Below are 26,636 nucleotides of genomic sequence, written 5' to 3' on the forward strand. Positions count from 1 at the left end.
GGAGCTATACCAGTCTACGGCAGGGGTTTCTGCCCTACAGCAGCCCCATCGGGTCCACAGCCCTGCCGTTGAGCCAGGTTTCGAAGTGGGCGTGGCAGCCCGTGGAGTTGCCGGTGCTGCCCGAGTAGGCAATCAGCTGGCCCTGCGAGACCCTTTGGCCGTTCGAGACCACGATGCTCGAGTTGTGGTAGTAGATAGTGGTCAGGGTGTTGCCCTGCATCACGCCGTGGTCGATCTTGACGCGCCACCCGCCACCGTCGGCGGAGTTCCACCCCGAGCTGAAGACCTCCCCGGCAGCCGCCGCATACACGGGGGTACCGCAGGCGGCACCGAAGTCGATGCCGGTGTGCATGTAGCCGCCGGTGCCGTAGAAGTCGATCGTTCCCGGCGGAGTGGTGCGGTAGCCAAAGCCCGAGGTGATGGGGATGCTGCCGTCGAAGGGATGGCGGAGGCCAAAGGCCGACGGCGAACCGGCCACCGGGGGTACGTACGGCTGGACGGGCGGGGCGGGGCGGTTCGCTGCCGCGGCTGCCGCGGCAGCAGCTGCAGCTGCCGCTTCAGCCTGCCGGCGCTGCTCGGCTTCCCACGCCTCGCGGGCCTTGCGGTCACGTTCGGCAATTTCGTTGGCTACTTGGTTCTGGTTGGCCTGCACGCCAGCGAGCTGGGCCTGGATCCCGGGCTTGGCCGCCTGGAGCTCATTGTCGAGGCGGGTGGTGTCGGCAATCAGCTGGTCAACCTGGGCCTTTTTGGCGGCCGCTTCATCGCGGGCTGCCTTCTCCCGCTCCAGGGCGGCATCGGCTTTGGCCTTGAGGTCCTTAATCTCCGCTTCCACGGCCTGGAGTCGGGCTTCGGAGTTGACGTTGGTGGCGTTCTGCTGGCTGAGCTTGTCCATGGCCGCGTTCTGGCTGCGCATGGCCTGGTCGGCGAGGTCCATGGTCTCGGTGAGGCTGCTGCCGCTGTTGGATCCAAAGAAAAGCGACAGGTTGGAAGGGACACCGCCGGACTTGTAGGCCTGGGTGGCGATCTGGCCAATCAGTTTCTTGGTGTCCGCGATCTTCTGCTTGTCCGTTTCCAGCTGCTGGGTGATCTTGGCCTTGTTCTGCTGGGCCATGTCCACGCGGGCCGAAAGGGCTTCGACTTCCTTGACGGCACCCGCCACCCGGCCTTGGGCTTCAAGCAGGGCCTGCTGGGCGCCCGGCAGCTGGCCCTGGTAGATCACCAGGTCGCTGGCTGCCTTGGCGATCCGGGAATCGACGAACTCCAGGGACGCCTGGACGCGCGCGGCTTCGGCCTCGAGCGCGGCTTTGCGGTCTTCGAGGTCGTCCGCGAAGGCGATGGGTGTGGCAACGGCAAGGCCGGCGGAAAGGATGACGGTGAGCACGCCGCTGACGAAGCCCAACCGGCGCGCAGCGGACCGCCCGCGGCTGCGCCGGGGACGGGACAAGGCTGGATCAGTTAAATTCATGGGCATTCCTTGGTCGGTGTGCACAGCCTAAACGCGCAAATATCTACGTAAGGTCAAGAGAGACGAAATTCCTGCCAAGGATCCGCCAAGGACCAGCAGCGCCGGTGCGAGGATCAGGGTCTGGCCGGACGAGATGAAAGCGGTGTCCGGGTACTGGCGGGACATGTAGTCGCCCAGGAAGAACTGAGCTACTGCCCACAGCGTGCCGGAGGCCAGGGCTGCGCCGATGACCGCCGCGATGACGCCTTCGAGGATGAACGGCAGCTGGATGACGGTCTTGGAGGCGCCGACCAGCCGCATGATTCCGGTCTCCCGGCGCCTGCTGAATGCGGAGAGCCTGATGGTGGTGGCAATCAGCAGGATCGCGCAAACGATCATGACGCCTGCGATGCCCACCGCCACCAGGGAGGCTCCGTTCATCACCGAGAAGAGGCGTTCAAGCAGCTGGCGCTGGTCGATGACCGTTTCCACGCCGGGCTGGGACGAGAACGTTTCGCTGATGATCTGGTACTTCTCCGGGTCCTTCATGTTGATCCGGAACGATGCCGGCAGCTGGTCCGGCGTCACGGAATCAACGATGGGCGAGTTGGAGAACTGGTCCTTGAAGTGCTTGTAGGCCTCATCCTTGGACTCGAACTGGAAGTCGTTGATGTACTGGGCCACGGCGGGCGATTCCAGGAGCGCGTTCAGGCCCTGTTGCTGCTCGGGGGTGACGGGCCCGGACGCGCAACCGGGCGCCGTCGAACCTTCACTGCAGAGGAAAATGGCCACCTGGACCTTGTCGTACCAGTAGCCCTTCATCTGGTTGATCTGCATCTGCAGCATGCCTGCCGCGCCCACGAACGTGAGGGACACGAACGTGACCAGGATGACTGAGACCACCATGGAAAGGTTGCGGCGCAGGCCGCTGCCGATCTCGGAAAGAATGAATGCAAGCCTCACCGCTGGGCCTCGCCTTCGGCACCGTTGCGCGGCAGGCCGGCGTCGGGCGTTTCCCTGCCGCTGGCGTCCTTCAGGCGCCGGGACTGGCCGACGACGGGGATCATCGAGGTGTACAGGGCCCTGGCTTCGTCGCGGATCACCACGCCGTTCTTCAGCTCCACCACCCGCTTGCGCATCTCGTTGACGATGTCATCGTCGTGCGTGGCCATCACCACGGTGGTTCCGTTCTGGTTGATCTTGTCCAGCACGCCCATGATTCCCATGGAGGTGGTGGGGTCCAGGTTTCCTGTCGGTTCATCCGCGAGGAGGATCCCGGGCCGGTTGACCACGGCGCGGGCGATGGCAACGCGCTGCTGCTCGCCGCCGGAAAGCTCGTGCGGCATGCGGTGTTCCTTGCCTTCGAGCCCTACTGTCTTGAGGACCTCGGGGACGGTGTCGCGGATTACGCTGCGGCTCTTGCCGATGACCTGCATGGCGAAGGCGACGTTGGCGAACACGTTCTTCTGGGGCAGGAGGCGGAAGTCCTGGAAGACGACGCCGATGCCGCGGCGGAGGCGGGGAACGCGCCAGCTGGAAATTTTGGCGACGTTCTGGCCGGCGACGTAGACAGCCCCGGAGGTGGCGCGGTCTTCCTTCAGCACCAGCCGGAGGAACGTGGACTTCCCGGAACCGGACGCGCCGACGAGGAAGGCGAATTCCCCGCGGTCGATCTCAAGATTGACGGAATCCAGTGCCGGACGGGCTTTCTGGTCGTAAACCTTGGTGACATTTTCGAATCGAATCATGGCCCTAAGTACCCTGCAGGGCACGGCTGATCCTTCATTTGATGCAGCCCAGTTCTGCAGCCGGTGCACGGGTTTTCGTTTGGGGAAGGTAGGGCCCCGGCCCCTCGACTATACGCAGCATGCCCGGTGGTTGGGCGGGCTTTCCGGGGCGTGTCGCCGGATCAGCCGGCGGGCGGGCGGAGGACTGCCTACTTTTCGGCGTTGCGGTTGTCAGTACGCCAGCGGATGCCCGCGTCGATGAAATCGTCGATCTCGCCGTCGAACACTGCGGACGTGTTGCCCACTTCGTGTTCGGTGCGCAGGTCCTTCACCATCTGGTAGGGGTTCAGGACATAGGAGCGCATTTGGTCACCCCAGGAGGCCTTTACGTCGCCGGCCAGCGCCTTCTTTTCCGCATCCTCCTGTTCCTTTTTCAGCAGCAGGAGCCGGGACTGCAGCACGCGCATGGCAGCCGCGCGGTTCTGCAGCTGGGATTTCTCGTTCTGCATTGAAACCACGGTGCCGGTGGGGATGTGGGTGAGGCGGACCGCGGAGTCCGTGGTGTTGACCGACTGCCCGCCCGGGCCGGATGAACGGAATACGTCCACCCTGATTTCGTTGTCCGGGATCTCGATCGAGTCTGTCTGCTCGATCAGCGGGATGACTTCAACTGCCGCGAAGGAGGTTTGGCGGCGGCCCTGGTTGTCGAACGGGCTGATCCTGACGAGGCGGTGGGTGCCGGCTTCCACACTGAGGGTGCCGAATGCATAGGGTGCCTTCACCTCGAAGGTGGCTGATTTCAGCCCGGCTTCCTCCGCGTATGAGGTGTCCATGACCGTGGTGGGATACCCGTGCCGCTCAGCCCAGCGCAGGTACATGCGCAGCAGCATTTCGGCGAAGTCCGCGGCATCCACGCCGCCCGCACCGGCCCTGATGGAAACCACAGCTTCGCGTTCGTCGTATTCGCCGGACAGCAGGGTGACCACTTCCAGGTCCTTGAGTGCCTTCTTGATGGATTCGAGTTCGGCCGCGGCCTCCCCCATCGAATCGGCGTCGTCCTCGTCCTGCCCGAGTTCCACCAGGACCTCAAGGTCGTCGATCCGGGCCTCGAGGCTGGTGAGGCGTTCCAGTTCGGACTGGCGGTGCGAGAGCCGGGAGGTGACTTTCTGCGCGGCCGCGGGGTCGTCCCAAAGGTTCGGCTCCCCCGCCCGCTCGCTGAGTTCGGCGATGTCTTCCTTGAGCGCCTCCACGTCGGTAACGCGTTCGATGGACTCGTAGGTGGCGCGAAGCGCGCGGATCTCAGCGGAAAAATCAATATTGGCCATGGTGGTTTAAGCCTACGCTATTGCCGAATCCTGGCCGCCCCGGCGTCCTACCGGGTCAACCGCGAGCGCGCGGTGGACGTCGCCTCAATGGGGATGCCGTGTGGAATGAGGAAGTTCACCACAGGTGGGTGGACGGCGGCCGTAAGGACCACGACGGCGGTGGAACCGTCCGGCGTGCCCGTCGCCCCGGCGACCGCAAGGCCGGAGAAACGCTGCGAGGCCGGGCTCCTTGCGACGAAGTCGGCTGCGACGTTCCGGACGCGGGCAGGGTTGAGGACCGCCGAGGGGCTGCCGCCCTGTGTTGAGACTTCGCCCAGGGTGTAGCTGTCGGCGGCAGCAAGCGATGCCCCGTCCGCCAGGGAGAGCAGGCGTTTGTGCTCCAGGTAAACGGCGGAAATGCCGATGACCACCGTAGCCACCAGGAGCGCCAGGACAACGTAGCCGAGGATCATGACCATCAACTGGCCGTTCTCGTCCGGTTCCCTGCTCTTCATCGGTACCGGCCTACCAGTTGGGAGGAGGATGCTTGAACCTCTGTGGCGGACAACCCTTCGGCGAAGGGCATAAACGGCAGGGGAACGCTCAGGCTGACCGTTACCGTTACCGTACTGCCCGCCGCCTGGCAGTCAGCGGGACTGCAGGCGGTGCTCATGCTGGCCCGATCTGCCTGATGACCGAAGTCGGAGAGGGCAAGTGCCACCGCCTGCTCGGCCGCGGCCTGGGCGGTCGAAGCATCAGGCTGGGCCACGTAGACCTTCGCTGCCTGGTCCGCCGCGCCCACCACGGCGAAGGAGCCTCCCTGGATCTGTCCGACAGTGATCACGAAGTACACCAGCGGAACCATGAGCAGGAGTGCCAGGAACGTAAATTCGACCACTGCGCTGCCCCGTTCACGATCCATGCCCGGCTGTTTCCCGTCCTCCCTTTGGACTGGTGCGGAGTTTTGGAATTTGTCCGCCGGGTCACCGTCCCCGGTCCGCTCCCGGCAGAGTGCATCAGCCAGGCGGGTACGGAAGCGTGCGTGTGCCGTGGAGCCCAGCAGCGGATTGGGGCGGGGGCCTGTTTTGCAGCCGGGCATAGTTTTCGAGCCGGTCATTGGTTTGAAGCTGGCTGGGTCAGGGCTGAACAGCAGCATGTCCTTTCACCTCCAGCTGGTTCCGCGGTCCAATGAGACCAATGACAGGCAGTGGAGAGCGGACTGTAACTTCCAGGGTCCGCATGCCTTGGACACTGACCTCCTGGGTACTGACCTGTTCGGCGAAGCCCGGGTTAAGGGCCATGCTTATGAGGCTGCGGGTCCTTTCTTCGGCGTCCGAGGCGTTGCGGTCAGCAAGGGTTCCATAACGCGCCCCGGACGCAGCAGCATCGATGAGGGTGTTCCTGACGTGCAGGACCAGGGTCAGCTGGATTATTGCCAGGAAGAACATGGTCAGCAGCCCGCCAACCAGGACGAAGTCCACAACGGCCGAACCCCGCTCGCCTGCCGGGCAGAGCCCCGGCTGCTCCAGCGGCCGGGGCGCGGACCTCCCCATGGTTCAGTTCCCCACCTTGTCCATTGCCTGGTTGAACATGGTTTCCAGTGCGGGGCCTGCCAGTGCCAGCAGGGCTGCGACAAGGACTGCAGACATCAAGGTGATCATCACCCAGCCCGGTACGTCGCCGCGCTCCGGATTATCGCTTTCGGTTGCCGGGGTCTGCTGTCCGTGATCGGGCCCGTCCTCGCGCTGTGCGGCCTGACGCGGGTGAGGGCGAACCGCCCGGACCATCTGAAGCTGCAGCAAAGCCGCAAGGGCAAGAAGCAGCATCGCCCAGCGGATTCCCATGGTTTTCATCATTGCGTCCTGTTCCTGTTTCTCTGAGGGGACTTGCAGGTGTTGCTGCAGTACGGGCTTCGGGTTTTGCTCTTCATCAGAAGCCCAGGTTGATTGCCGCGAGACCGGGGAAGACCGCGAATACCACGGTCAGGGGAAGCACTCCGAACACCAGCGGCACCATCATTGCGATTTCCTTTTTCCCCGCAGCTTCCATGAGGTCGCGTTTCGCTGAATCGCGTACATCCTGCGCCTGGGCGCGGAGCACGTCTGCGAGGGGCGTTCCTCTTTCCACCGCTACGATGATCCCGTCGACGAACCTGACCAGCGGCGCAAGGTCGGTGCGCGCGGAGAACTCCTGCAAGGCCATGACGAGGGGCTTGCCCGCCCTGGTCTCTGCAAGTATTTTCGAGAATTCCTTGGACAGTTCGCCCTTCGCGCTCCGGCAGACCCGGTCCAGGGCGCCTGTCGCGCTCTCCCCCGCACCCACCGCCAGCGCCATCAGTTCGGCAAGGCTGGGGAATTCTGCCATCATCCGGCCTTCGCGCCGCCGGACCTGGGCGCCGAGCCAGTAGTCCCGCAGGACAAAGCCCGCTGCAGCGCTGCCAATGATCACCGCGGCCGCGAGGAAAGGGCTGAACCTGCCCGCTGCGGCGCCAATCAGGATGACGGTCAGCGAGACAACGAAGCAGGCCGTGGCCCACAGCAGCTGCTCCGCGCGAAAGTCGATCGGTGACTTGTTGATCCCTGCCTGCGCCAGGCGCCGCGCGGTCGCGCCAGGTGAGGGGCTAAGTTTCCCCAGGACGGAGAGCCAATCCCGGAAGACGGGACGGAGGATCCGTTCAAGGGGCCCAAACGGTGTCAGGTTCTGCTCGCCGGCGCGCAGGAGTCGCGACTCCAGGTTCTGCGACTTCAGCTGGGGCTCGATCCGGTCCGACAATGTCATGGCGCGCATCGGCGGAGACCGGAAAATCACGAGCCACAATCCGACGCCAAGACCGATTCCGCAAACCAACGCCGAAGGGGAAGGGAACATTATCGAAGCACCCTTTCGTCCTGCGGCAGGGCCCCGATCTTCAGCATGACCGTGTAGCACACCAACGAGACCACCAGGCCCCCGAGCAGTACTGCCGCACCCATGGGCGTGTTGTAGGCCTGGATTGCTTCCGTCCTGGTCGCGAGGAGGATCATCACGATCCATGGCGCCGCAACGGCGAGCCGGGCAGCATTGATAGTCCACGACTGCCGCGCCTCGAGCTCGCTGCGGGTCCTGGCGTTTTCCCGCAGGAATTCGGCCAGTGTGCCCAGGAGCTTCCCCAGGTCGGAGCCGCCAACTTCCCGCGTCAGCCGTAGTGCCTCGATGATCCGGTCAGCCACGGGGTCTGCAAGCCGCTGCTTCAGCTTGTTCAGGGAACCGTCGAATTGCCCACCTGCGCGGTAATCAGCGCCGAACTCGCGGAAGACGGGCCGCAGTTCCTCGGGCCCCTTGTCGCCAAGCTGGATCAGGGCCTCAGGCAGGGGCAGGCCCGCCCGGATCGCAGACCGGAGGTGATCTACGACATCGGGCCAAAGTTGGCGTAGCATCGCCGTCCTTTTCCTGGCCCGCCAGCGGAGGATGGTGATCGGCAGCCAGGTGCCGAAGAGGCCAAAGCAGCCGGCAATAGGCCAGGAACGGCTCAGCGCGTAGAAGAGGAGTGCCACGAAGATCCCAAGCCCAAGGCATGTCGCGAGCAGGCCGCGCACCGAGACTTTGTCGACTCCGGCGGCCGCCAGGAGGTCAGCCACGCGGCTTGGCTTGCGCGCCCGGCTTCCGAGGTCAGGTGTTTCCCAACAGGACCACCAAATGAGGAAGAGGCCAACCCCCGCCACGGCTCCCACCAGCGCGGAGATCATCGCGGATCCAGCAGGGCGGCGACGTCATACCCGGCCCGTGAAAATTTTTCCGCCGAAGGCATGGCGTTGGCACGTGGATGCAGGACGCCGTTCTCCAGGCCAAAAACCAATGACGATTCGATGATGCCGTTCTCCACGCGGCGGCCCAGCGACAGGACTTGGGTGACTTGCCGCCGCCCGTCAGCGTGCCTGCTGCAGTGCACTACGAGATCAATACAGGATGCGACCGTGGGAACGACGAAAGCGCTGGAGATGTTCTCCCCCGCCAGCAGTGGGAGCGTGCAGATTTTGGTGACTGCATCATGTGCCGAGTTCGCGTGGACGGTGCACATTCCGGGAAGCCCCGAATTCAAGGCGATGAGCATGTCCAGGCTCTCGGCTTCGCGTACTTCCCCCACCACCAGCCGGTCCGGACGCATCCGAAGCGCTTCCTTCACCAGGCGGCGGAGCGGAATTTCCCCCTCACCCTCGAGGTTCGGTTGACGGCACTGAAGACCGACAACGTCCCGGAGTGGAAATTGGAGTTCAAAAATTTCCTCGACGGTGATGACACGTTCCCGGCTTCCGATGCTGGCGGCCAGGCAGTTCAGCATGGTGGTCTTACCGGCCTGGGTTGCCCCGGACACAAGGATGTTGAGGCCGCTGGACACAGCCGCACCGAGAAAGCGTGCGGCTTGTGGCGTCAGCGTTCCCAACTCCACCAGGTGTTCCAGTCGGCTGGCCTTCACCACAAACTTGCGGATGTTCACTGCCCAGTGGCGGCGGGTTACATCTGGAATCACCACGTGCAGCCTCGAGCCGTCAGGCAGTGCGGCATCGACGAACGGCGACGACATGTCCAGTCTCCGGCCAGAGCTTTTGAGCATGCGCTCCACGAGATCGCGTACCTGCTGTTCGGTAAGGCTCAGCGACGTCAGCTCTGACTCGCCATTGCGGGCCACGTAGATTTCGTTGGGTGCGTTGAGCCAGATTTCCTCGATTGACGGGTCATCAAGGAGCGGTTGAAGTACACCGAAACCTGCGACGGCGTCGAAGAGGAACCGGCGGGCTGCTTCAAGGGGACCAAGGGGTGGCAGGGGTCCCATCAAGGCGCGTTCGTCATAATCGGTCACCGCCGCTTCGACCAACCGCCGGACCTCGCCCGACTGCCTGAGCGGGTCCAGCCCGCGGCGGCGGATGAGCTCGCGGACTTCATCCTCGACAATCCCCAGCGCGTCCATATGTTCCCCCATACAACTGGCCCCCCGACGGAGGCAGTGCGACTGGGCTACAGCCTAGGGAGCTTGCCCCACCGCAACAAGCCCTCATCTCCTCGTGTGGATAAACCAGCAACCTCAAGATTGGCTCCAGCGGGCCTCAGGATTCGATACGGGTAAGCACAGGATTCACATAAGTAACATCAGGATCACTGGTTGCGCCAGTAACACGGATGCTATGGTGAGCGCGTTATTTATCGAAATAGCACTATCAGGTGCCTTCCTGGGGGAAGTCACCTGAGCAGTATCCAAAGAGGCGCTCGGGGGAGCGCCCCATTGTCTCCGGAGCACATATGAAGCGGAACCTGTCTCAGTCCCGTCGCCCAGTCATGAAGTCCTTGGGGACCGCCCTGCTGGCCATCTCTCTGCTCGCGGGGCCGGGCCTAGCCGAAGTCGCCGCTGCCGCGGAAGTCAGCCCGTCACCGGCTCCCCCGACTCCTTCCGCTCCGACCCCGGGCGTGACGGCCACAGCGACGCCGACACCGCCGGCCTCTTCACCGGCACCTGCCCCGCTGGCTACACCGTCACCGAGCCCCACTCCTTCACCACAAACCATGGCCGAGGCCGTGGGTCCAGGTGGAGCTGAGATGGGCCAGCGCTCGGCACGCGTCACCGCGTCGACCACCCCCGACGGAGCAAAGAAGCTCAGCGCCGAGTCGCTTTCCACGCAAGGCACCTGGACACCAACTTTTGGGATTCAGGGGCTGGATGTCAGCGCCCACCAGCCATCGGTTGACTGGCAGCAGCAATGGAACATGGGTGCTCGATTTGCCTACGTAAAAGCCTCTGAGGGCAACTATTACACCAATGAGCTATTTAGTTCCCAGTACCAAGGCTCACGGGCGGTCGGCATGATCCGCGGCGCCTACCACTTCGCCATTCCTAATTGGTCCTCCGGCGCGGACCAGGCGCGCTACTTCGTACAGAACGGGGGCGGCTGGTCCGCAGACGGTTACACGATGCCACCGGTCCTGGACTTCGAGTTCAATCCGTATGCTGGCAGGACAATCAACGGCTTCTACTTCGGTGACACCTGCTATGGCATGAATGGGTCACAGCTAGCGTCATGGGTCAGGGACTTCGGCAACACCATGCTGTCGCTGACGGGACGGCTACCAGCCATTTACACCAACACGAGCTGGTGGAACCAATGTTTGGGCAACCAGCCCGACTTCGGTGACTACCCCTTGTGGGTGGCCGCTTACCCGAGTTCACCAAGCAACGATGCCGGCTATGTACCGGCCGGCTGGGGTACCTACAGCATTTGGCAATACAGCAGCACCGGTCCCCTTGCAGGTGACTCCAATGTATGGAACGGCGATTATGCCGGGCTCAAAGCTTTCGCCTCGGCGTCTCCTTCGTCGTCATTCCAGGTGACAAACGTAGGCGATCTGGATGGTGATGGGCGGCCGGATTTAGTCACCCGGCGTACGGATGGTTCGTTGTGGTTGAACAGCGGAACAGGCTCCGGTGGCTACCAAGCTGGCCGACTCATCGGCAACGGATGGAACATATATGACGCCGTCGTTGGCACCGGCGACTCAAATCGTGACGGAAAAGCCGACCTCATTGCCCGCAGGCCTGATGGCACACTCTGGTTCTACGCAGGAAACGGCGCAGGAAACTTCCAGCCAGCTCGACAAATAGGTACCGGCTGGCAAATCTTCGACACCATCCAAGGCGCTGGAGACACTAACGGTGATGGAGTGACCGACATTCTGGCCCGGCAGCCAGACGGGTCACTCTGGTCCTACGCCGGTGACGGCAGCGGCGGCTACCGGACCGGGCAAAAGATCGGCAGCGGCTGGGAGATCTACAACCAGCTGATCAACACCGGTGACTTCAACCGGGACGGCAAACCCGACCTCATGGCCCGGCGGGCCGACGGCACGCTCTGGTTTTACGCAGGAAACGGAACCAACAGCTACCAAAACGCCCGACAGATCGGAACCGGATGGGAAGTCTACGACCAGATCCTAGGCGCCGGCGACAACAACAACGACGGCAAATCCGACATCCTGGGTCGCCGCTCCGACGGCAGCCTCTGGTTCTACGCCGGTGACGGAATGACCAGCCCAACCGACGGATACACCCAAGCACAGCCCCTGGGGTTGAGCGCGGACAGCCAAGGCCGCCTGACAAACGTAGGCGATCTGGATGGTGATGGGCGGCCGGATTTAGTCACCCGGCGTACGGATGGTTCGTTGTGGTTGAACAGCGGAACAGGCTCCGGTGGCTACCAAGCTGGCCGACTCATCGGCAACGGATGGAACATATATGACGCCGTCGTTGGCACCGGCGACTCAAATCGTGACGGAAAAGCCGACCTCATTGCCCGCAGGCCTGATGGCACACTCTGGTTCTACGCAGGAAACGGCGCAGGAAACTTCCAGCCAGCTCGACAAATAGGTACCGGCTGGCAAATCTTCGACACCATCCAAGGCGCTGGAGACACTAACGGTGATGGAGTGACCGACATTCTGGCCCGGCAGCCAGACGGGTCACTCTGGTCCTACGCCGGTGACGGCAGCGGCGGCTACCGGACCGGGCAAAAGATCGGCAGCGGCTGGGAGATCTACAACCAGCTGATCAACACCGGTGACTTCAACCGGGACGGCAAACCCGACCTCATGGCCCGGCGGGCCGACGGCACGCTCTGGTTTTACGCAGGAAACGGAACCAACAGCTACCAAAACGCCCGACAGATCGGAACCGGATGGGAAGTCTACGACCAGATCCTAGGCGCCGGCGACAACAACAACGACGGCAAATCCGACATCCTGGGTCGCCGCTCCGACGGCAGCCTCTGGTTCTACGCCGGTGACGGAATGACCAGAACAACCGACGGATACACCCAAGCCGCGATTGTTGGCAGCCTCTAGCACGCTGGTGCAGTACTGGAGGCTGCGGCGCGGCACTTGGAACGGCGCGAAGGGCCGCTGAAAAAGTTTGATTTTGCAGGGCTCGGAGCCAGGAGCGTCTGCCGGGGCTCACGACCCCGCAAGCGTCCTATGGGCTGGTACTGCGAAGAACCGGCTTGTGAGCGGCTCTCGTTCCTCGAATCCACGCCTCAGGTCCTGCGTCCCCGGTCCACGAGCCGGCGCCGGCGCCGGGACCAGCTCGTGGACGCCGTGTTCCAGTCCGGAGGGCGGTGTCAGTGACTGCCGCCAGCTTCGCCGTGTCCTGGTGGATGGTCCGTGCCGCTGTCACCGAAGCGTGCTTGCTGTGGCTGCCCGACGTGGACCAACCCAGTCCGCGGGTGCTCGGCATTGACGAACACTGGTTCTGGTCCGTGCGCTACATCCGGGACCCACCAACGAGAGCGAGGACGCGGTCCGAGCCACGGATGACGACAATCATTAACTTGGACACCGCCAAGTCCTGGGGTCCGATTGCAGGGGCCGCAAGGCTGTCGGTGGTCAAGGGCCGACGCGGCAGGGCCGTCGACAAGGCCTGGCCAACCGGATGCTGCTCCTGCTCGGCGGCGACACGCTCAGCTGCAGGGCAGCCCGCAGTGCCTCCAACCACAAATCGATTCTTCTCTTGAGAAGCGCGGCCGGAGCGGCGGCATGACACTCATGTGGGCTCTTTCCCCACGAACCGCGAAGAACTCCACAACAGCCTGCTGGCATTCGCAGCCGCCCCGTTCGAGCCTCCGTCAGCAGGCAGGCCATCGAACGTCAGAGTGGCGGTGCAGGGATGTTGTCGACGGCCACTGTCTTGTCCGGCGCTCCGGACTTGAATATCCAGTGCTTGTACAGAAGAAAGTTCCAAGCGGTCGTCAAGATCGTCGCGATGACTTTTCCTATCTGGTAACCGGCACCCAGCCAGTCAACAAAATTGACGATGACGTCCACGGCAACAGTATTAAAGGCCACCAGGAGGCAATACTTTATAAAGCTCACGCTTTTGCCGTTTTCGGCGCGAAACGTGAAAACACGCTGAAGGGCGTAATTGAAGGCGAGGCTGATGAGGAAAGCGACAGGAGTGGCTATCAGCAAATCCACCAGGAATACTTCATGCAGCAGCATGAGCAGACCGAGATCAATCACAAAGGATATGCCGCCAACAATGATGAAACGCGCCAGCTCGCTGTTTAGTACAATTTTCGAATGCCTTCTCAGCACTTATCCTCTTAATTTCTGATCTGGCGGCATCGACGGGCCACGAACGGCGGCAATAATCACTCGCGGTAAGAGTGAGCCTGGGCGCCGGGTAGACTACATTTGCTGGAATTCCAACAGTCATTCGAGTGCAACGGCCGTGCAGGCGCCCTGCGGACTAGCTTGTAGCCTACCATAGCGGCATTCGGCAGGGCTCATTTCTGCCGATCAGGAAGCTCCAATGAAGCAAGAGTCATAACGACGCCAGCCCGACCCAAGGACGCACGTTTGAGTTCAGTAGTAGCACCGCCAGCTGAAAAGTTGGGGAAGAGAGTAACGCTCCTTGCTTACGCGGGAAGGAGTGACAACCCTCTTCGCATAGCGGTCATCCTCCTTTACGTGATCGTTGTGGTCATGGGGGCTACAACGTCATCGATTGGCATGCCGACCCTCCGCCAGGACCCGGCGCATCCTTTGGGTCTTCAAATCGGGGATGCGTCTCCGATCAGGTCGGATGAGTACAACGCGTTCTCCCCCATCGTTCTATCGATCATGGCCACCGGCGGAGCGCCTACGACGAGCGTCCTTGCTGCACCCGCGGATATAGCCCACCGCTATCCTTCCGGCGGCTTTTTTGAGACTTTGGTTTTCTTCGATTCCACATTGTTGCGGAGTGCGGCATTCCTGCCCGACGCCATGGTCTTCGCAGCGCATTGGTGGCTTCCCGCGCTGCTCCTCTTCCTGTTCCTGCCAACGTGGTTTTCCCAGCTCGGGGCGGCCCGCCGCTGGGGCTGGCTTGCAGCGTTCCTGATCGCGCTGTCGCCGGCTGCCTCTTGGTGGACAATGATGCCCATTCAGCTGATTGCCTACACAATCGCCGGTTCAAGCCTGCTCCTGTCTGCCTACAGAAGATTTGCGCTGGGACAACGTCTGATCCCGGCCCTGCAATCCCTGCTGTCAGGCATATTGCTCGCCGGCTTGCCGAGTTTTTACATTCCCTGGTCGCTCGTCCTCGGCCTTCCCGTACTCACAGCCACAGCGGTGTGGATCATGGCGTCAAGGGAAACATGGAAGCCGAAGCTTCTTGCGCTGGGGTCCGCGGGGCTTGTTTCGATGGTCTTTGCAGCGGGGGTCCTTTGGGAGAACCGAGCCGGATTGTCCGCGCTCCTCAATACCGTTTACCCGGGTTCCCGGAGGTCCGCGGGCGCAGCCCAGTCCTTTGCCATGCTTTTCGGCGCACCCGCGCTCGGAGCAATGCAGGATGTGGCACCCGTAGGGATAAACCAAAGCGAGCTTTCGACTGCATTTACCATAGCCTTTGTCTGGGCCGCCCTGCTTATCGTGTTCATTAAGAACCTGGGGAAATTCCGCGACAACACGGTAATTCTCGTCCTGGGAGCCTTCGCTCTCATATGGCTCGCATGGTGCACCATCAATTTTGGTGAGCGGGGATCCTCAATCCCGCTCCTAAACTACGTCCAACCGGCACGGGCCGCCCAGGTCTGTGGAATTTTGGCCTCATTACTGGTTTGCTTCCTGCTCGACCGCCTCCCGTCCCGGGTGGGATGGCGAGGCCCAGCCGTCGCAGCAGCCAGCTGTGCTCTTGTAACCGGGTACGCAGCCTCGTCCCTGCAGTTGTCGTACCTGCCCACAATGCCGCGCTCGCTGATTCTGGGCACTTCCTTGGCCGTAGGAGCCTGCGTATTCATCACTACCAAATTCCCGGCAAAGGTTTGGCCGCTCGTTTTGACGTCGGCACTTGCTGCTGTTCCTGTTATCGGCGCCAATCCACTTCTTTTTGGCCTGGGCGACTTGCGCGAATCCGAGACTGCCACTTATCTCCGTGCGGAGGGCAGACAGGCAGCGGCGTCAGGCGGCGTCTGGGCATCTGACTTCAGCCCGTTCGACACTGTGATGACAGCAAACGGCGTACCCTCTTTGAGCGGTCTGCAACGGTCGGGACCGAACACGGAGGCATGGGAGAAGCTGGATCCGCAATCCCGCCACGCGGACGCATGGAATCGCGGCGGTGGTTTCGTCTTCTTCGAGTGGACAGTGGGACAACCTATTGATTTTGGAACGGTTGCAACAGACACCACCCTGGTGCGAGTGGATCCTTGTGACCTTAAGAATCGGTGGCCGAGCCTCCAAGGCATCGCGTCGTCCCACAAGCTGGAGGCTCCCTGCCTGGTTCCTGAACGCACCCTCACGTGGTCCGGCAAGGAATTCTCCGTCTACAAGTTCAAATAGCGGGTCCCCTTCGGATTCGCATTGTTGTTCGTCGCGCCTCGAGCAAGGGACGTCAATGTGAGCCACGGGGGGCTCCCGGGACGGCCACCACAGGGCGCTCCCGCAGTGGAAGACCACGGACGACACCGAAAACGTCTGCCAAGGGAAAGCACATTTCCAGATCGGAGGAAGTTACATTTGGTTTCTGCAGCCGCCCCTGCTTTGATTCGCCGCTTTGGCGGTTTCGCGGCCTCCCTCGTATTTTCGACCGCAGTTAATTTGCTGGCCATTCCGTTTGTCATCTCCACCTTGGGCAAAGAAGTGTGGGGTGAACTGGCTCTGGCACAAGCGACTGCTGCCATCTTTGGGATCGTCGTCGCCTTCGGATGGGGAACCGTGGGAGCTGCCCTCGTAGCATCGCTTCCCGTCGAGAAACGCCCTCAGATGTATGTCGAATCCCTTGTCAGCCGCGGCTACCTCTTGCTGTTTACGGCCCCGGTGATGTTCGCTGTGATGCTGCTGATCACTAAAGCTGACCCATTTGTAGCTGCATTGGCGTCCGTGGCTTACGTGTTTCCTTTCGTGGGCGCCTCTTGGTTCTTTATTGGCCAGGCGAAGCCCTGGCGACTGTTTCTGTTCGACGTACTCCCACAGGGAATCGGTACCATCGCTGGCCTCGTACTGATTCAATTCATCCCGAATCCAATCGTATTTGTCATCTCGCTACTGGTCTTCAACCTGCTGGCGGTTGTCTCTGGGGCAGTCGGCGTTCTTGCCCAAGCGGGACGCCGACTGGAAACCGATCTGCGGATCGGCCCGGCTATGAAGCGTTTGAAGGACCAGAAGCATGGCGTGATTGCTGCGGGTACTGGCAGCCTGAACAGTAACCTGCCCATGCTCGTCGTAAACCAGGTAGTGAACGGAGCACTCCCCCAGTACGCCTTGGCGGACAAACTCTTCCGCTTTGCCGTCGCGGGTTTTGGCCCCATCCTCCAGGTGATCCAGGGGTGGATTCCGGAGGCCGGACCTGCGAAGAGTCTGCACAGGATAGGAACAGTCGCAAAACTTGCCCCGGCAACCGGGCTCATGGCCGGCGGACTCCTTGCCGCGCTGACTCCGTGGGCCAGCACGCTCTTCTCGGGCGGGGCAATCGCCATCAGCTTCAGCCTCAGCATCCCCTTTGGCATTATCCTGGCCGGCGTGCTGGTCGCCCAGATCGTAGGGCTTGCGTGCCTCATTCCCTTGGGACAAGGAGCCGCCCTGGCTACTTCCACAGCGGTAGGGGCCGCCCTGAACGTTCCCCTGATGCTGGTACTCGGTCTGCTGCTGGGCGCGCCCGGGGTCGCGTGGGCAGTAGGTCTCGCTGAACTTGTGGTAGCGGGTTACCAGCTCATGGTCGTGCGCAAATGTCTGCATAACCGCACGGAATTCGAGACCGCACACGCGCAGGACTGAAGTCCTTCCGGCCCTCACGGCCAGGCGGGATGTTTCGGAACCCGAAGCCGCTAAGACCTGGAGCCCTTGGCAAAAAGCTCGACAGGAACGCCAGCCATGAATTCCAGGAAGCATGGAAGCGCGATCTCGCCCCTTCTCAGCCCCGCAACCAGCGTCCTGGAAGTACTCCTCCAGCCATGCCCAGTCTCATAAGCCGCCAGCGCATCATCTACGCCATCGGTTATGCCCAGGCGCTTCCGCAAGGCATCGGCCATTACCCTTCGCCAGCCGAAGCTCAGGTCGTTGGCAGTCTTGAGCATGGCGGCGGGGCTACCGCTGCCCTGGTATTTTCTTGACATGGCCCTGAGGTGATCCAGGGACTGTGCCGGACTCTTTCGTCCAGCCACCTCACCCAGGACGTTTCCTCCATGCTGCACATAGTCCTGAACGACGTCGCTGACCAGCCGTACGCCACCCGTCGCCTTGGCGCAGACCGCGAGCCAGTGGTCGTGAACCTGCGTTATGGTCTCAAGCCTCGGGAAAGGGAGCGCAAGGTCAAGAAGGTCCCGGCGGAACACGCACAGGCTTCCTGTCACCTGGTTCTGGGCGAGCAAGGACCCAAGTCCAACATTGCTGCGCTGAGTTGACTCGGCTACGACCTGGTTGCCGGGGAGCCGTACCACTCTTGCCTGCCCGGCAACCAAGCTCACACTGCCCAGATGGGGCAGTAGCGTTTCGATCTTGGTGGGATACCACGAATCATCCTGGTCCGAGAGTGCCACCCAATCCGCATGACTGGGAACTTGCCGCAGCACCCGCTCGAAATTGCCGTAAAAGCCCAGCCGGTCGGGAAAACCAAGAACCTTGAAGCGGTCATCGCCGCTTAACTCACGTGCGACAAAGTCCTCAATCTCCGCGTCTCCCCCATCCGCGGATATGAGGCACAGGAAGTTTTTGTATGTCTGGGCCTGGATGGACAACAACTGGGTGCGGAACAGGTCCCAGTCTGGCTGGTAGGCCGCAAGGGCGATGATGCCAAACGAGTGGGAGTCAAAAGGCATGGTGAACCCGCTATGCCCGCGTCGTCTGCTGGGCGAGGTAGTCTTCCAGGACTTCCCGGGCAGGCCTGGGGATAAAGCCGGACGCCTTGATCTTCGCGAGGTCGAGCACGCTGTTCAAAGGGCGCGGAGCCGCTTCCTTGCCCCGGAAGTACTCCGCAGTGCTGACTCCGGTGACAGCATCGCGCGACGCCCCCGACAACTCAAAAACGTCAGAGGCGATTTCGGCCCAGGACTGAGGTTCGCCGTCGTTTGTCAGGTTGTACGTCCCGTAGTCTCCTGCCGCAAGGAGGTGCTGGATGCCTGCGGCGATGTCGTCGGTAAATGTAAGCCGGCCCACCTGGTCATTCACCACGGAGGGCTCCACCCCACGTGCGGCAAGGGAAGCCATGGTGCGGACGAAGTTGTTGCCATCGCCGATAACCCAGCTCGTGCGGATGATCAAGTGCCGCGGTACGACGCGCACGAGAGCATCACCTGCAGCCTTTGTCTGGCCGTAGACACCCAGCGGTGAGAAGGGCTCATCCTCGGTATGGATGGCATGTGAACCATCAAAGACGTAGTCGGACGAGACGTGCACGAGAGTGAGGTCGTGTTCGACGGCGGTCCTGGCCAGGAGCGCGACAGCAGTCACATTGTTGGCCCAGGCGGCTGTGCGGCCTTCCGGAGTCTCCGCGGCATCCACGGCGGTGTACGCCGCTGCGTTGATGACCGTCGAGTAGTTCTTCCAGTTACGGGCCGCGAAGCTCGCAGCATCACTGAGATCGAACTCACTGCGACCAGCGAACTCTACCGACGGGTCGCCGTCGTAAAGCCTTCGCAGCGCCCGGCCAAGCTGGCCGTCCGCCCCCACCACCAGAATCTTCTTCGGCGGCATGGGGACGACGTCAGCCAGCCGGGGGTGGGCCTTGTCCTTGTCCGACAGTTCTGCCTGGTCCAGGGAGATGGGCCACTGGATTGCGGCTGACTCATCAGCAAGATTCAGGAAGGTGTATTGCCCTTGGGCGTCCGCGGACCAGTGGTCGTTGACCAGATAGGTGTAGGCGGTATTGTCTTCCAAAGTCTGGAAGGCGTTGCCAACACCCCTCGGAATAAAAATTGCCCGGCTCGGGTCCAGCTCGGCCGTGAACACAGCACCGAACGTGGGTCCCTCCCGAAGGTCTACCCATGCCCCGAAAATCTTTCCCGTGGCAACGGAAATGAACTTGTCCCAAGGCTCTGCGTGGATACCGCGGGTAGTGCCCGCTTTCTCGTTGAACGAGATGTTGTTCTGGACGGGGCGGAAATCGGGCAGGCCCAGGGAAACCATCTTCTCCCGCTGCCAGTTTTCCTTGAACCAGCCCCGGTTATCCCCATGTACGGGGAGGTCGTAAAGAACGACGCCGGGAATTGGGGTTTCGTGGGCAGCAAGCTTTTTCGAAAATATGGTCGGCATCTTCTACTGGCCCTGCTCCTTGTACTTTGCCTCCGTCAGGGCTTTCTGGGGCCGCCACCAGTCTTCGTTCTCCCGATACCACGCAATTGTGTCTTCGATGCCAGTGTCGAAGTTGGAAAACCTGGGCTCCCATCCCAGTTCCTCGCGGAGCTTAGTGGAATCAATCGCGTAGCGAAGGTCATGGCCCGGCCGGTCTACAACATGGTCATATGCATCGGGCGACTGTCCCATGTGCTTGAGAATCAATTCAACGACGTCCTTATTGTTTTTTTCGCCGTCGGCACCAATAAGGTAAGTCTCTCCGATCCTGCCCTTGGCAATGATCGCCAACACCGCAGACGAGTGATCGTTCGCGTGGATCCAGTCGCGTACGTTCTCGCCCTTGCCATAGAGCTTCGGGCGGATGCCGTCAATGATGTTGGTGATCTGGCGGGGAATGAACTTCTCGACGTGCTGGTACGGACCGTAGTTATTTGAGCAGTTGCTGATGGTTGCCTGCAGACCGAAGGACCGCACCCAGGCCCGAACCAGCAGGTCCGAGCCGGCCTTCGTTGAGGAATAGGGACTTGACGGGTTGTACGGCGTCTGCTCGGTGAACCGCTCCGGGTCATCCAGTTCAAGGTCGCCGTAGACCTCGTCAGTGGAAATATGATGGAACCGCTTGTTGTGCTTCCGCGCAGCCTCAATCAGGGTGTAGGTGCCGATGATGTTTGTATCCAGGAACGGGCGGGGGTCATGCAGGGAGTTGTCGTTGTGTGATTCTGCCGCATAGTGAACCGCTACATCAGTTTCGGCAACCAGTCGGTCCACCAGCCCAGCATCGGCAATGTCACCCTCAACAATCTCAAGGCGGTCTGCGGGCAGTCCCTTCAAAGATTCCAGGTTTCCGGCGTAAGTCAGCTTGTCCAGAACGGTGACACGGTCATCAGTGTTTTCAAGAACGTAGTGAACAAAATTGGAACCGATGAAGCCGGCACCGCCGGTGACAAGGAGATTCTGCATTAGGCCAGCTTAGCTGCTTGATCATCCCCCTTGCCGCCGTCGAAGTCTCCGCGACGCCTCCAGAAGTAACCGTCCAAGCATGACTCTGGCCGCAGCGATCCGCGGCAGGGAACGAAAGCCGCTGGGTGTCTCGTTCTGATCGTGCAGGCGGCGCAGCAGGCTGGGCGCTTCCAAGTGCGCAATAGATTGAGCCATGTTGCCGCATATCGCAAACCAAAGGTCGTGGGACTCGCGAACATACTCCGGAATGGGAGTAACAACAGGGATGAGCTCGCGTCGGAACGCCATGCCGCACCCGTAGTAAGCGCGGTAGCCGATCATAATTCCGAGCAGGTTCGCCAGGCGTCGGGAGTCCATCGTGGATTTCAGGGGAGGTATCCATGGGCGGGGTCCCCCGCCGAGCATCGCGAAATTCGTGGCAACCATCGCTGAAGTTTGCAGCCCTTCGAGCATCTGGTGGACCCGCCCGGAAATCCAGACGTCATCCTGGTCGGAGAGGAAGATGAACTCGCCCCTGCTGGCGAGAATCGCTTTTTCGAAGGTCCTGACGTAGCCCGAGTTACTTGCGTTCCGGATCAGCCGAACCCGGGGGTCTGTAATTTTGCTGATCACGTCAATGGTGTTATCTGGGGACGCGTCATCGACAATCACCAGCTCATCGTTCGGTCCCAGCTCCTGCAGGATGGACGAGATCTGTTCCTGTATGTAAAGGCCACCACGATAGCTGGCCATGCACACACTTATCCGGGGCGTAACCGGCAACAGGGGCTGTCCACTAGTCATGGCATACGAGACTAGCCGATTTCAAGAGGTCACCAGGGCTGGTGCGCGCGGCATGGCGGCACCTGGACTCGACGGGACTCCTCGCGCCGAGCCTGCAGCCGCCGGTTAGCGGGAGGCGCCTGCTAACGCGTAGGATTCAAGGCGCCGCCTCGTCTAACCTGCCATGTCAGGTCCGGAGTGCCTGCGCGGTAACGGCCGTGATCGTCATGGCCTGACGCCGTCTGCCGTCGCCCGCATTGGTATAGTTGGGATATTATGCGCACTTTGGAAAGCAATCGTGTCCTGGTCATCATGCCGGCATGGAATGAAGCCGCTTGCGTGGGGACGACAGTTGCCGAGGTACTCGCACTCGACGAGCCTTACGACGTGTTGGTCGTAAACGATGGGTCAACTGATCAGACAGCCTTCGAAGCGGCCGCGGCTGGTGCTGCGGTGATGAACCTTCCCTTCAATCTGGGAGTCGGCGGCGCCATGAGGGCGGGCTTCAAGTACGCCGACCGGCTTGGTTATGGCCAAGTTATCCAGGTCGATGCGGACGGCCAACATGATCCGCGCAACATCAGGGAAGTACTCAACGGATTAGCATCAGCTGACATCTCGATTGGGGCCAGGTTTGCCGACCGAGGCGACTACGCGGTCAGCGGGCCGCGGAAGTGGGCCATGAAGTTGCTGGCCTTTGTATTGTCGCGGTTGGCCAAGACGCCCCTGACGGACGTTACTTCGGGCTTCCGTGCAGCTAACCGCAGAGCGATCGCCCAGTATCTGGACCACTACCCTGCCGAATATCTGGGCGACACCATCGACTCCCTTGTGGTGGCGATCCGGTCAGGCTTGAAGGTCACGCAGGTACCTGTTGAAATGCGACCCCGCCAGGGTGGCACCCCCAGCCATCATCCCATCAAGGCGGCTGTATATCTCGGCCGCTCATTCTTTGCCCTTGCGTTTGCCCTCACCCGGAAGCGCTCCCACCTGTCTCTTTCCATCCCAGCTACAGCAGGACAAAAATGATGCCCAATGTCGCCGCGTTTGTGTTGGCACTCGCCATTGTGGGTCTCGTCGTTGAGATGTTGCGCCGCAAGAAACTCCGCGAAAAATACGCCATTTGGTGGCTCGTCGTCGGCATAGCGACTCTCATCCTGGCAGCGTTCCCCCAACTGCTGGACGTGGTCGCCCGGACCGTGGGAATACAGCTGCCATCAAACCTGCTGTTCATTCTTAGCATTCTGATGCTGTTGGGCGTGACCCTCCACTTGTCATGGGAAATATCCGTAGTTGAAGACGAAACGCGCGCGCTGGCAGAGGAAGTGGCAATTTTGCGCGTGCAGATTGAGGATATGACGGAGCAGCTGCCCACGGCACAGAAGAGCAGAATCGAGAATGTCGAGGGTCATCCCTAATATGCCGGGTCCTTTCCTCGACATCTTCATCCCCTACTGGGGAGATCCGGGATATATGAAGCTGACGATTGACAGCGTGCTCGAACAAACAAATCCTAATTGGCGTTTGACAGTTGTTGATGATGCCTACCCGGATTCCACGATCGAAAATTACGTGTCGTCACTTGCCGATTCACGCATCACCTTCATAAAGAAAAAGCAAAATGAAGGAATTACTGCCAGTTTCAGGACCTCTCTTCAGCTTGCGCAGCAGGATCTCGTGTGTTTTGTCGGGTGTGATGACTATCTGCTTCCAAACTATGTGGAAATAGTTCTGCAGGCCCACGAGGAGTTCCCGGAGGCAGACATCATCCAGCCGGGCGTGACAGTTGTCGACGCAGATGGCAAACCCAGCAAGACGCTCGTGGACAGGGTCAAGCAGCGTCTTCTTCGGCCGAGGTCTTCCACGCCCCTACTGCTTTCGGGCGAAAAACTAGCGACCAGCCTCCTGCACGGAGACTGGCTCTATTGGCCCTCTTTGACCTTCAAGACGGCTTCCGTCAGGAAATTCGATTTTCGGAACGAGTTTCCGATCATCCAGGACCTTGCCCTTGTCGTCGACATGATCGTCGAGGGAAACTCACTCCTCGTCGTACCTGAAAAATGTTTTGCCTACCGTCGCCACTCCGACAGCGCCTCGTCGGTACTCATCCTGAGTGGCTCACGCTTTGAGGGCGAGCGGGACTATTTTGCCTTGGCAGCAAAATTGGCTCGCTCCAAAGGATGGCGACGGGCAGAACTCGCCGCGCGTCTACGCCTTACGTCAAGAGCGCATGCGTTGTCCCTTGTGCCAATTCTGCTGAAGACCGGCGACGGCGGGGCGTTCCGAACCATGGTTCGGCACGGGCTGGGGGCGTGATGGCTCCTGATCGCCCCGTGACCATTGGCCTTGTCACCGCCTTCAATCCCCCCGAAGGCCTCATCCTGAACTGCGAAGCGCTTCTCCGGGAATGCTCCGGCGTTGTGGTTGTAGATGACGGCAGCGACCTCGCTGCTGACAGTATCTTCGATGCACTTCAAGCGCTGGGCTGTTCTGTCGTTCGTCTTGGGAGCAATAAGGGAATCGCTTCTGCACTGAACGCAGGGGTCAAGCAAGCTCAATCGCTCTACCAGAGGCTCGACTTCATCCTGACCATGGACCAGGACTCGCTCATTCAACCGGGATTCGTGCGCGCATTGGAGGAAGCAGCAGAAAACGCGCAGTCGGCGGGAGTGAAGGTGGGAATGGTTGCTCCGGCGAACGTGAGCGGCCTTCCCAAGAGGGCGCGAACCTTGCCTAACGGCGTCACCCTAGGCGATGAACCTGTGCAGTCGGGGCTGCTGATACCCACTGGATGCCTATCGGCAGTTGGCCCTTTCAACGAGCGCCTCTTCATTGACGGCGTGGACAGCGACTTCTACCTGCGCGCAAAGGCGGCTGGTATGGTTTGCATCATTGCAAAGGGTGCATCGCTCAAGCACTCATTGGGCCAGATGGTCCCGGCCAGCATTGGACCGATGACCGTCAGGTGGCGGGGTCAGCCCGTCATGGTCAGGACAGCGGCCTCCTGGCGTTATTACTACATTGTCCGTAACCGCATCTTTCTATTCCGCCTTTACCGGGCCACGCAGCCGTACTGGGCCGTTCGAGGCGCCTTAATGGACTTGCGCCACTTAGTCCTGGTGACCGCGCTTGCGAACGGCCGCCGGGTTCGGCTCGCAGCCGCACTCCGGGGGGTAAGAGACGGCATACGCGGCCGCATGGGTCCCTCTCCGTTGTCTAAATCACAATAGAACGCGACGCATCAGTTTTGGCGCTGGGTCCGTAGTGGTGAATGATTGAAGCCATGCGTGGAATTATTCTGGCCGGCGGAACTGGGTCGCGGCTTCACCCCATCACCTTGGGCATCAGCAAGCAACTCGTACCGGTCTACGACAAGCCGATGATCTACTATCCGCTTTCCACCTTGATACTTGCTGGCATTCGGGACATCCTCATCATCACCACTCCGCATGATGCCGATCAGTTCCAGCGTCTCCTGGGTGATGGTTCCCAATTCGGCATCAATCTGACGTACGTCCAACAGCCCTCCCCCGATGGTCTGGCCCAGGCGTTCATCTTGGGCGCCGACCACGTGGGGAATGACACCGTTGCGCTCGTGCTGGGCGACAATATTTTTTACGGTCAGGGTATGGGAACCCAACTCCGCAAGCACTCCGACATCAAGGGCGGCGCCGTTTTCGGTTACTGGGTCAAGGATCCCAAAGCCTACGGCGTAGTGGAGTTTAATTCGGGTGGAAAGGCGCTCTCCCTTGAGGAGAAGCCCGAAAAACCCCGGAGCCACTATGCTGTTCCCGGACTCTACTTCTACGACAACGACGTTGTTGCGATAGCCCGTGAGCTTAAGCCGTCTCCTCGTGGCGAGCTCGAAATTACCGACGTCAACAAGGCTTACTTGGAGCGAGGCGACCTTCAGGTCGAGATTCTGCCCCGCGGAACCGCATGGCTGGATACGGGGACGTTCAACGATCTCAGTGACGCCTCTAACTTCATCCGGACCGTTGAGAACAGGCAGGGGCTGAAAATTGGAGCACCTGAGGAGATTGCCTGGCGCCAGGGCTTCCTAAGCGATGAAGAGCTTCGTAAGCGTGCCGAGCCGCTTGTGAAGAGCGGCTATGGCAGCTATCTTCTGGGACTTTTGGACGACTAGAACCAAAAGGGCCGGACCGGTACCGCTCTCCCATTGCCTTCGACGCCCTCGCAGCGCAAGTGTGGACCCTCGTCTGGCGTTAACGGTACTGAAGGGGTCTGAGTGGCTGCCCAGCCCCCTTCACCGGCTCTTCGCGGCTCGCGGGAAAGCGGAGTCCTGGAATGAGTGTCATGCCGCCGTCCGGACGGCACTTCTCAAGAGGATAACGGATTTGTAGTTGGCGGCATTGCGGTGCCCGCGGGCAGTTCGTTGGATGTTTTTTATAGCGGTGTTGTTGGCTTCGACTTTCCCTGTTGTGGCTCCGGTGATGATGAATACCTCAATCCCCTTCCACCATCTGCAGACGGTGCGGTAGAGCCTGTTGGTCTCCGGCCGTCCGGCAGACGTGACCAGTTTCTCGAGAACCTCTTTGGCTGCCGCGGCGTCTTCCAGGGAACCGGTGTTGATCAGGGCCCGGAGCTGCTCCTTGACCTTCCAGCCGGCCCGGAGGGTGCCGGTGGGATCATCGAGCGTGAATACACCCTCGAACCGGGCGACTGCCCTGCAGCTGAGCCTGTCTCCACCGCGAAGCAGCAGCATGCGGTGCGCCCAAGCCTTATCGATGGCCCGGCCGCGTCTGCCCTTGACTTGCTGGGAGAGGTTCTGCCGGGTCTCGGTCATGGCCTGGTTGGCCAGCGAGACCAGGTGGAAATGATCGACCGCGACAGCGGTGCGGGGAAACCACATCCGCAACGCTTTGCGGAAAGCTGCCGAGGGGTCGATCGCGACGACCTGCACCGCCAGCCGCCATTCCAGCGGCCGGGCGAACAGCCACTCCCCAACACCCCTGTGATCGCGGCCGTCGAACACGCCCAGGACCTGGCCGGTGTCCAAGTCCACGATGGTTGTCATCCAGGGTTCGAACCGGGTCCACGCCTTTGTTCCCGGGTCCTGTGTTAGCGGCCATGAAAAACTGCCCATAGGCGGCCACGAAAATGCCCACTGACGGCCAGTAGAACTGCCCAGCGGTG

Annotated in this window: 25 protein-coding genes; 8 read left to right on the plus strand and 17 right to left on the minus strand. The window is 61.2% G+C overall.

Annotated elements, in window-relative coordinates; translation table 11 throughout:
• Nucleotides 1–34: 34 nt before the first annotated feature.
• The 11 genes from ACR65J_RS13090 to ACR65J_RS13140 form a co-directional block, all read right to left on the minus strand.
• The gene (locus ACR65J_RS13090) at nucleotides 35–1,465 is read right to left on the minus strand and encodes a peptidoglycan DD-metalloendopeptidase family protein (protein ID WP_440169526.1); all 1,431 of its coding nucleotides are present in this window, start codon (nucleotides 1,463–1,465) and stop codon (nucleotides 35–37) included.
• 27 nt (nucleotides 1,466–1,492) lie between these two features.
• Complete coding sequence (gene ftsX / locus ACR65J_RS13095) at nucleotides 1,493–2,407, minus strand: permease-like cell division protein FtsX (RefSeq protein ID WP_224026502.1); 915 nt, start codon at nucleotides 2,405–2,407, stop codon at nucleotides 1,493–1,495.
• Complete coding sequence (gene ftsE, locus ACR65J_RS13100) at nucleotides 2,404–3,192, minus strand: cell division ATP-binding protein FtsE (RefSeq protein ID WP_440169529.1); 789 nt, start codon at nucleotides 3,190–3,192, stop codon at nucleotides 2,404–2,406. Before ftsE ends, ftsX begins: the two co-directional genes overlap by 4 nt.
• Before the next feature lie 188 nt (nucleotides 3,193–3,380).
• Nucleotides 3,381–4,496 (minus strand): peptide chain release factor 2, encoded by a 1,116-nt coding sequence (gene prfB, locus ACR65J_RS13105; protein ID WP_440169531.1) that lies wholly within the window; start codon nucleotides 4,494–4,496, stop codon nucleotides 3,381–3,383.
• A gap of 47 nt (nucleotides 4,497–4,543) precedes the next feature.
• Nucleotides 4,544–4,990: a pilus assembly protein TadG-related protein gene (locus ACR65J_RS13110; RefSeq protein WP_440169535.1), complete on the minus strand. Its 447-nt coding sequence runs from the start codon at nucleotides 4,988–4,990 to the stop codon at nucleotides 4,544–4,546.
• Entirely contained in the window at nucleotides 4,987–5,397 is a 411-nt protein-coding gene (locus ACR65J_RS13115; RefSeq protein ID WP_440169538.1) for a hypothetical protein, read from the minus strand. The genes ACR65J_RS13110 and ACR65J_RS13115 overlap by 4 nt, the downstream gene beginning before the upstream one ends.
• A 214-nt stretch (nucleotides 5,398–5,611) precedes the next feature.
• Nucleotides 5,612–6,028, minus strand: a complete 417-nt coding sequence (locus tag ACR65J_RS13120; protein WP_440169540.1) for a TadE family protein — start codon at nucleotides 6,026–6,028, stop codon at nucleotides 5,612–5,614.
• A 3-nt stretch (nucleotides 6,029–6,031) separates the two neighbouring features.
• The gene (locus ACR65J_RS13125) at nucleotides 6,032–6,328 is read right to left on the minus strand and encodes a hypothetical protein (protein WP_440169616.1); all 297 of its coding nucleotides are present in this window, start codon (nucleotides 6,326–6,328) and stop codon (nucleotides 6,032–6,034) included.
• A gap of 76 nt (nucleotides 6,329–6,404) precedes the next feature.
• The gene (locus ACR65J_RS13130) at nucleotides 6,405–7,343 is read right to left on the minus strand and encodes a type II secretion system F family protein (protein WP_440169546.1); all 939 of its coding nucleotides are present in this window, start codon (nucleotides 7,341–7,343) and stop codon (nucleotides 6,405–6,407) included.
• Nucleotides 7,343–8,200 carry a type II secretion system F family protein gene (locus ACR65J_RS13135; protein ID WP_440169549.1) on the minus strand — a complete coding sequence of 286 codons (858 nt, stop codon included), beginning with the start codon at nucleotides 8,198–8,200 and terminating at the stop codon, nucleotides 7,343–7,345. The genes ACR65J_RS13130 and ACR65J_RS13135 overlap by 1 nt, the downstream gene beginning before the upstream one ends.
• The gene (locus tag ACR65J_RS13140; protein ID WP_440169552.1) at nucleotides 8,197–9,420 is read right to left on the minus strand and encodes a TadA family conjugal transfer-associated ATPase; all 1,224 of its coding nucleotides are present in this window, start codon (nucleotides 9,418–9,420) and stop codon (nucleotides 8,197–8,199) included. Before ACR65J_RS13140 ends, ACR65J_RS13135 begins: the two co-directional genes overlap by 4 nt.
• A 623-nt stretch (nucleotides 9,421–10,043) precedes the next feature.
• On the opposite strand from ACR65J_RS13140, the gene ACR65J_RS13145 reads away from it, so the two are divergent.
• Nucleotides 10,044–12,338 carry an FG-GAP-like repeat-containing protein gene (locus ACR65J_RS13145; protein ID WP_440169554.1) on the plus strand — a complete coding sequence of 765 codons (2,295 nt, stop codon included), beginning with the start codon at nucleotides 10,044–10,046 and terminating at the stop codon, nucleotides 12,336–12,338.
• 798 nt (nucleotides 12,339–13,136) lie between these two features.
• Here ACR65J_RS13145 and ACR65J_RS13150 read toward each other — a convergent pair.
• A complete protein-coding gene (locus ACR65J_RS13150; RefSeq protein ID WP_440169556.1) occupies nucleotides 13,137–13,583 on the minus strand; it encodes a GtrA family protein in 447 nt (148 codons plus the stop codon).
• A gap of 297 nt (nucleotides 13,584–13,880) precedes the next feature.
• On the opposite strand from ACR65J_RS13150, the gene ACR65J_RS13155 reads away from it, so the two are divergent.
• Both ACR65J_RS13155 and ACR65J_RS13160 read left to right on the plus strand, forming a co-directional pair.
• The gene (locus ACR65J_RS13155) at nucleotides 13,881–15,809 is read left to right on the plus strand and encodes a DUF7657 domain-containing protein (RefSeq protein ID WP_440169619.1); all 1,929 of its coding nucleotides are present in this window, start codon (nucleotides 13,881–13,883) and stop codon (nucleotides 15,807–15,809) included.
• 177 nt (nucleotides 15,810–15,986) lie between these two features.
• Nucleotides 15,987–17,243, plus strand: coding sequence for a hypothetical protein (locus ACR65J_RS13160; protein WP_440169559.1), 1,257 nt, complete (start codon nucleotides 15,987–15,989; stop codon nucleotides 17,241–17,243).
• Between the two features lie 50 nt (nucleotides 17,244–17,293).
• Here ACR65J_RS13160 and ACR65J_RS13165 read toward each other — a convergent pair whose 3' ends face one another.
• The 4 genes from ACR65J_RS13165 to ACR65J_RS13180 are packed head-to-tail and all read right to left on the minus strand — an operon-like array spanning nucleotide 17,294 to nucleotide 21,500.
• A complete protein-coding gene (locus ACR65J_RS13165; RefSeq protein ID WP_440169561.1) occupies nucleotides 17,294–18,283 on the minus strand; it encodes a glycosyltransferase in 990 nt (329 codons plus the stop codon).
• A 10-nt stretch (nucleotides 18,284–18,293) separates the two neighbouring features.
• Nucleotides 18,294–19,715 carry a sugar nucleotide-binding protein gene (locus ACR65J_RS13170; protein WP_440169563.1) on the minus strand — a complete coding sequence of 474 codons (1,422 nt, stop codon included), beginning with the start codon at nucleotides 19,713–19,715 and terminating at the stop codon, nucleotides 18,294–18,296.
• Between the two features lie 3 nt (nucleotides 19,716–19,718).
• Nucleotides 19,719–20,717 (minus strand): dTDP-glucose 4,6-dehydratase, encoded by a 999-nt coding sequence (gene rfbB / locus ACR65J_RS13175; protein WP_440169566.1) that lies wholly within the window; start codon nucleotides 20,715–20,717, stop codon nucleotides 19,719–19,721.
• Nucleotides 20,718–20,738: 21 nt separating this feature from the next.
• Nucleotides 20,739–21,500 (minus strand): glycosyltransferase, encoded by a 762-nt coding sequence (locus ACR65J_RS13180; RefSeq protein WP_498794977.1) that lies wholly within the window; start codon nucleotides 21,498–21,500, stop codon nucleotides 20,739–20,741.
• 255 nt (nucleotides 21,501–21,755) lie between these two features.
• Here ACR65J_RS13180 and ACR65J_RS13185 point away from each other — a divergent pair, with 255 nt between their 5' ends.
• Genes ACR65J_RS13185 through rfbA form a run of 5 tightly spaced genes read left to right on the plus strand, consistent with a single transcriptional unit; the run spans nucleotide 21,756 to nucleotide 25,626 of the window.
• Nucleotides 21,756–22,508: a glycosyltransferase family 2 protein gene (locus tag ACR65J_RS13185; RefSeq protein ID WP_440169571.1), complete on the plus strand. Its 753-nt coding sequence runs from the start codon at nucleotides 21,756–21,758 to the stop codon at nucleotides 22,506–22,508.
• A complete protein-coding gene (locus tag ACR65J_RS13190) occupies nucleotides 22,508–22,897 on the plus strand; it encodes a DUF2304 domain-containing protein (protein ID WP_440169622.1) in 390 nt (129 codons plus the stop codon). Before ACR65J_RS13185 ends, ACR65J_RS13190 begins: the two co-directional genes overlap by 1 nt.
• Nucleotides 22,878–23,795, plus strand: coding sequence for a glycosyltransferase family 2 protein (locus tag ACR65J_RS13195; RefSeq protein ID WP_440169573.1), 918 nt, complete (start codon nucleotides 22,878–22,880; stop codon nucleotides 23,793–23,795). The genes ACR65J_RS13190 and ACR65J_RS13195 overlap by 20 nt, the downstream gene beginning before the upstream one ends.
• A gap of 17 nt (nucleotides 23,796–23,812) precedes the next feature.
• Nucleotides 23,813–24,709 (plus strand): glycosyltransferase, encoded by an 897-nt coding sequence (locus ACR65J_RS13200; protein WP_440169576.1) that lies wholly within the window; start codon nucleotides 23,813–23,815, stop codon nucleotides 24,707–24,709.
• 53 nt (nucleotides 24,710–24,762) lie between these two features.
• The gene (gene rfbA, locus ACR65J_RS13205) at nucleotides 24,763–25,626 is read left to right on the plus strand and encodes a glucose-1-phosphate thymidylyltransferase RfbA (protein WP_440169578.1); all 864 of its coding nucleotides are present in this window, start codon (nucleotides 24,763–24,765) and stop codon (nucleotides 25,624–25,626) included.
• A gap of 168 nt (nucleotides 25,627–25,794) precedes the next feature.
• On the opposite strand, the gene ACR65J_RS13210 is transcribed toward rfbA, so the two are convergent.
• A complete protein-coding gene (locus ACR65J_RS13210; RefSeq protein ID WP_440169581.1) occupies nucleotides 25,795–26,517 on the minus strand; it encodes a transposase in 723 nt (240 codons plus the stop codon).
• Nucleotides 26,518–26,636: the final 119 nt, after the last annotated feature.

It is taken from the genome of Arthrobacter sp. SAFR-044 (assembly GCF_059414985.1).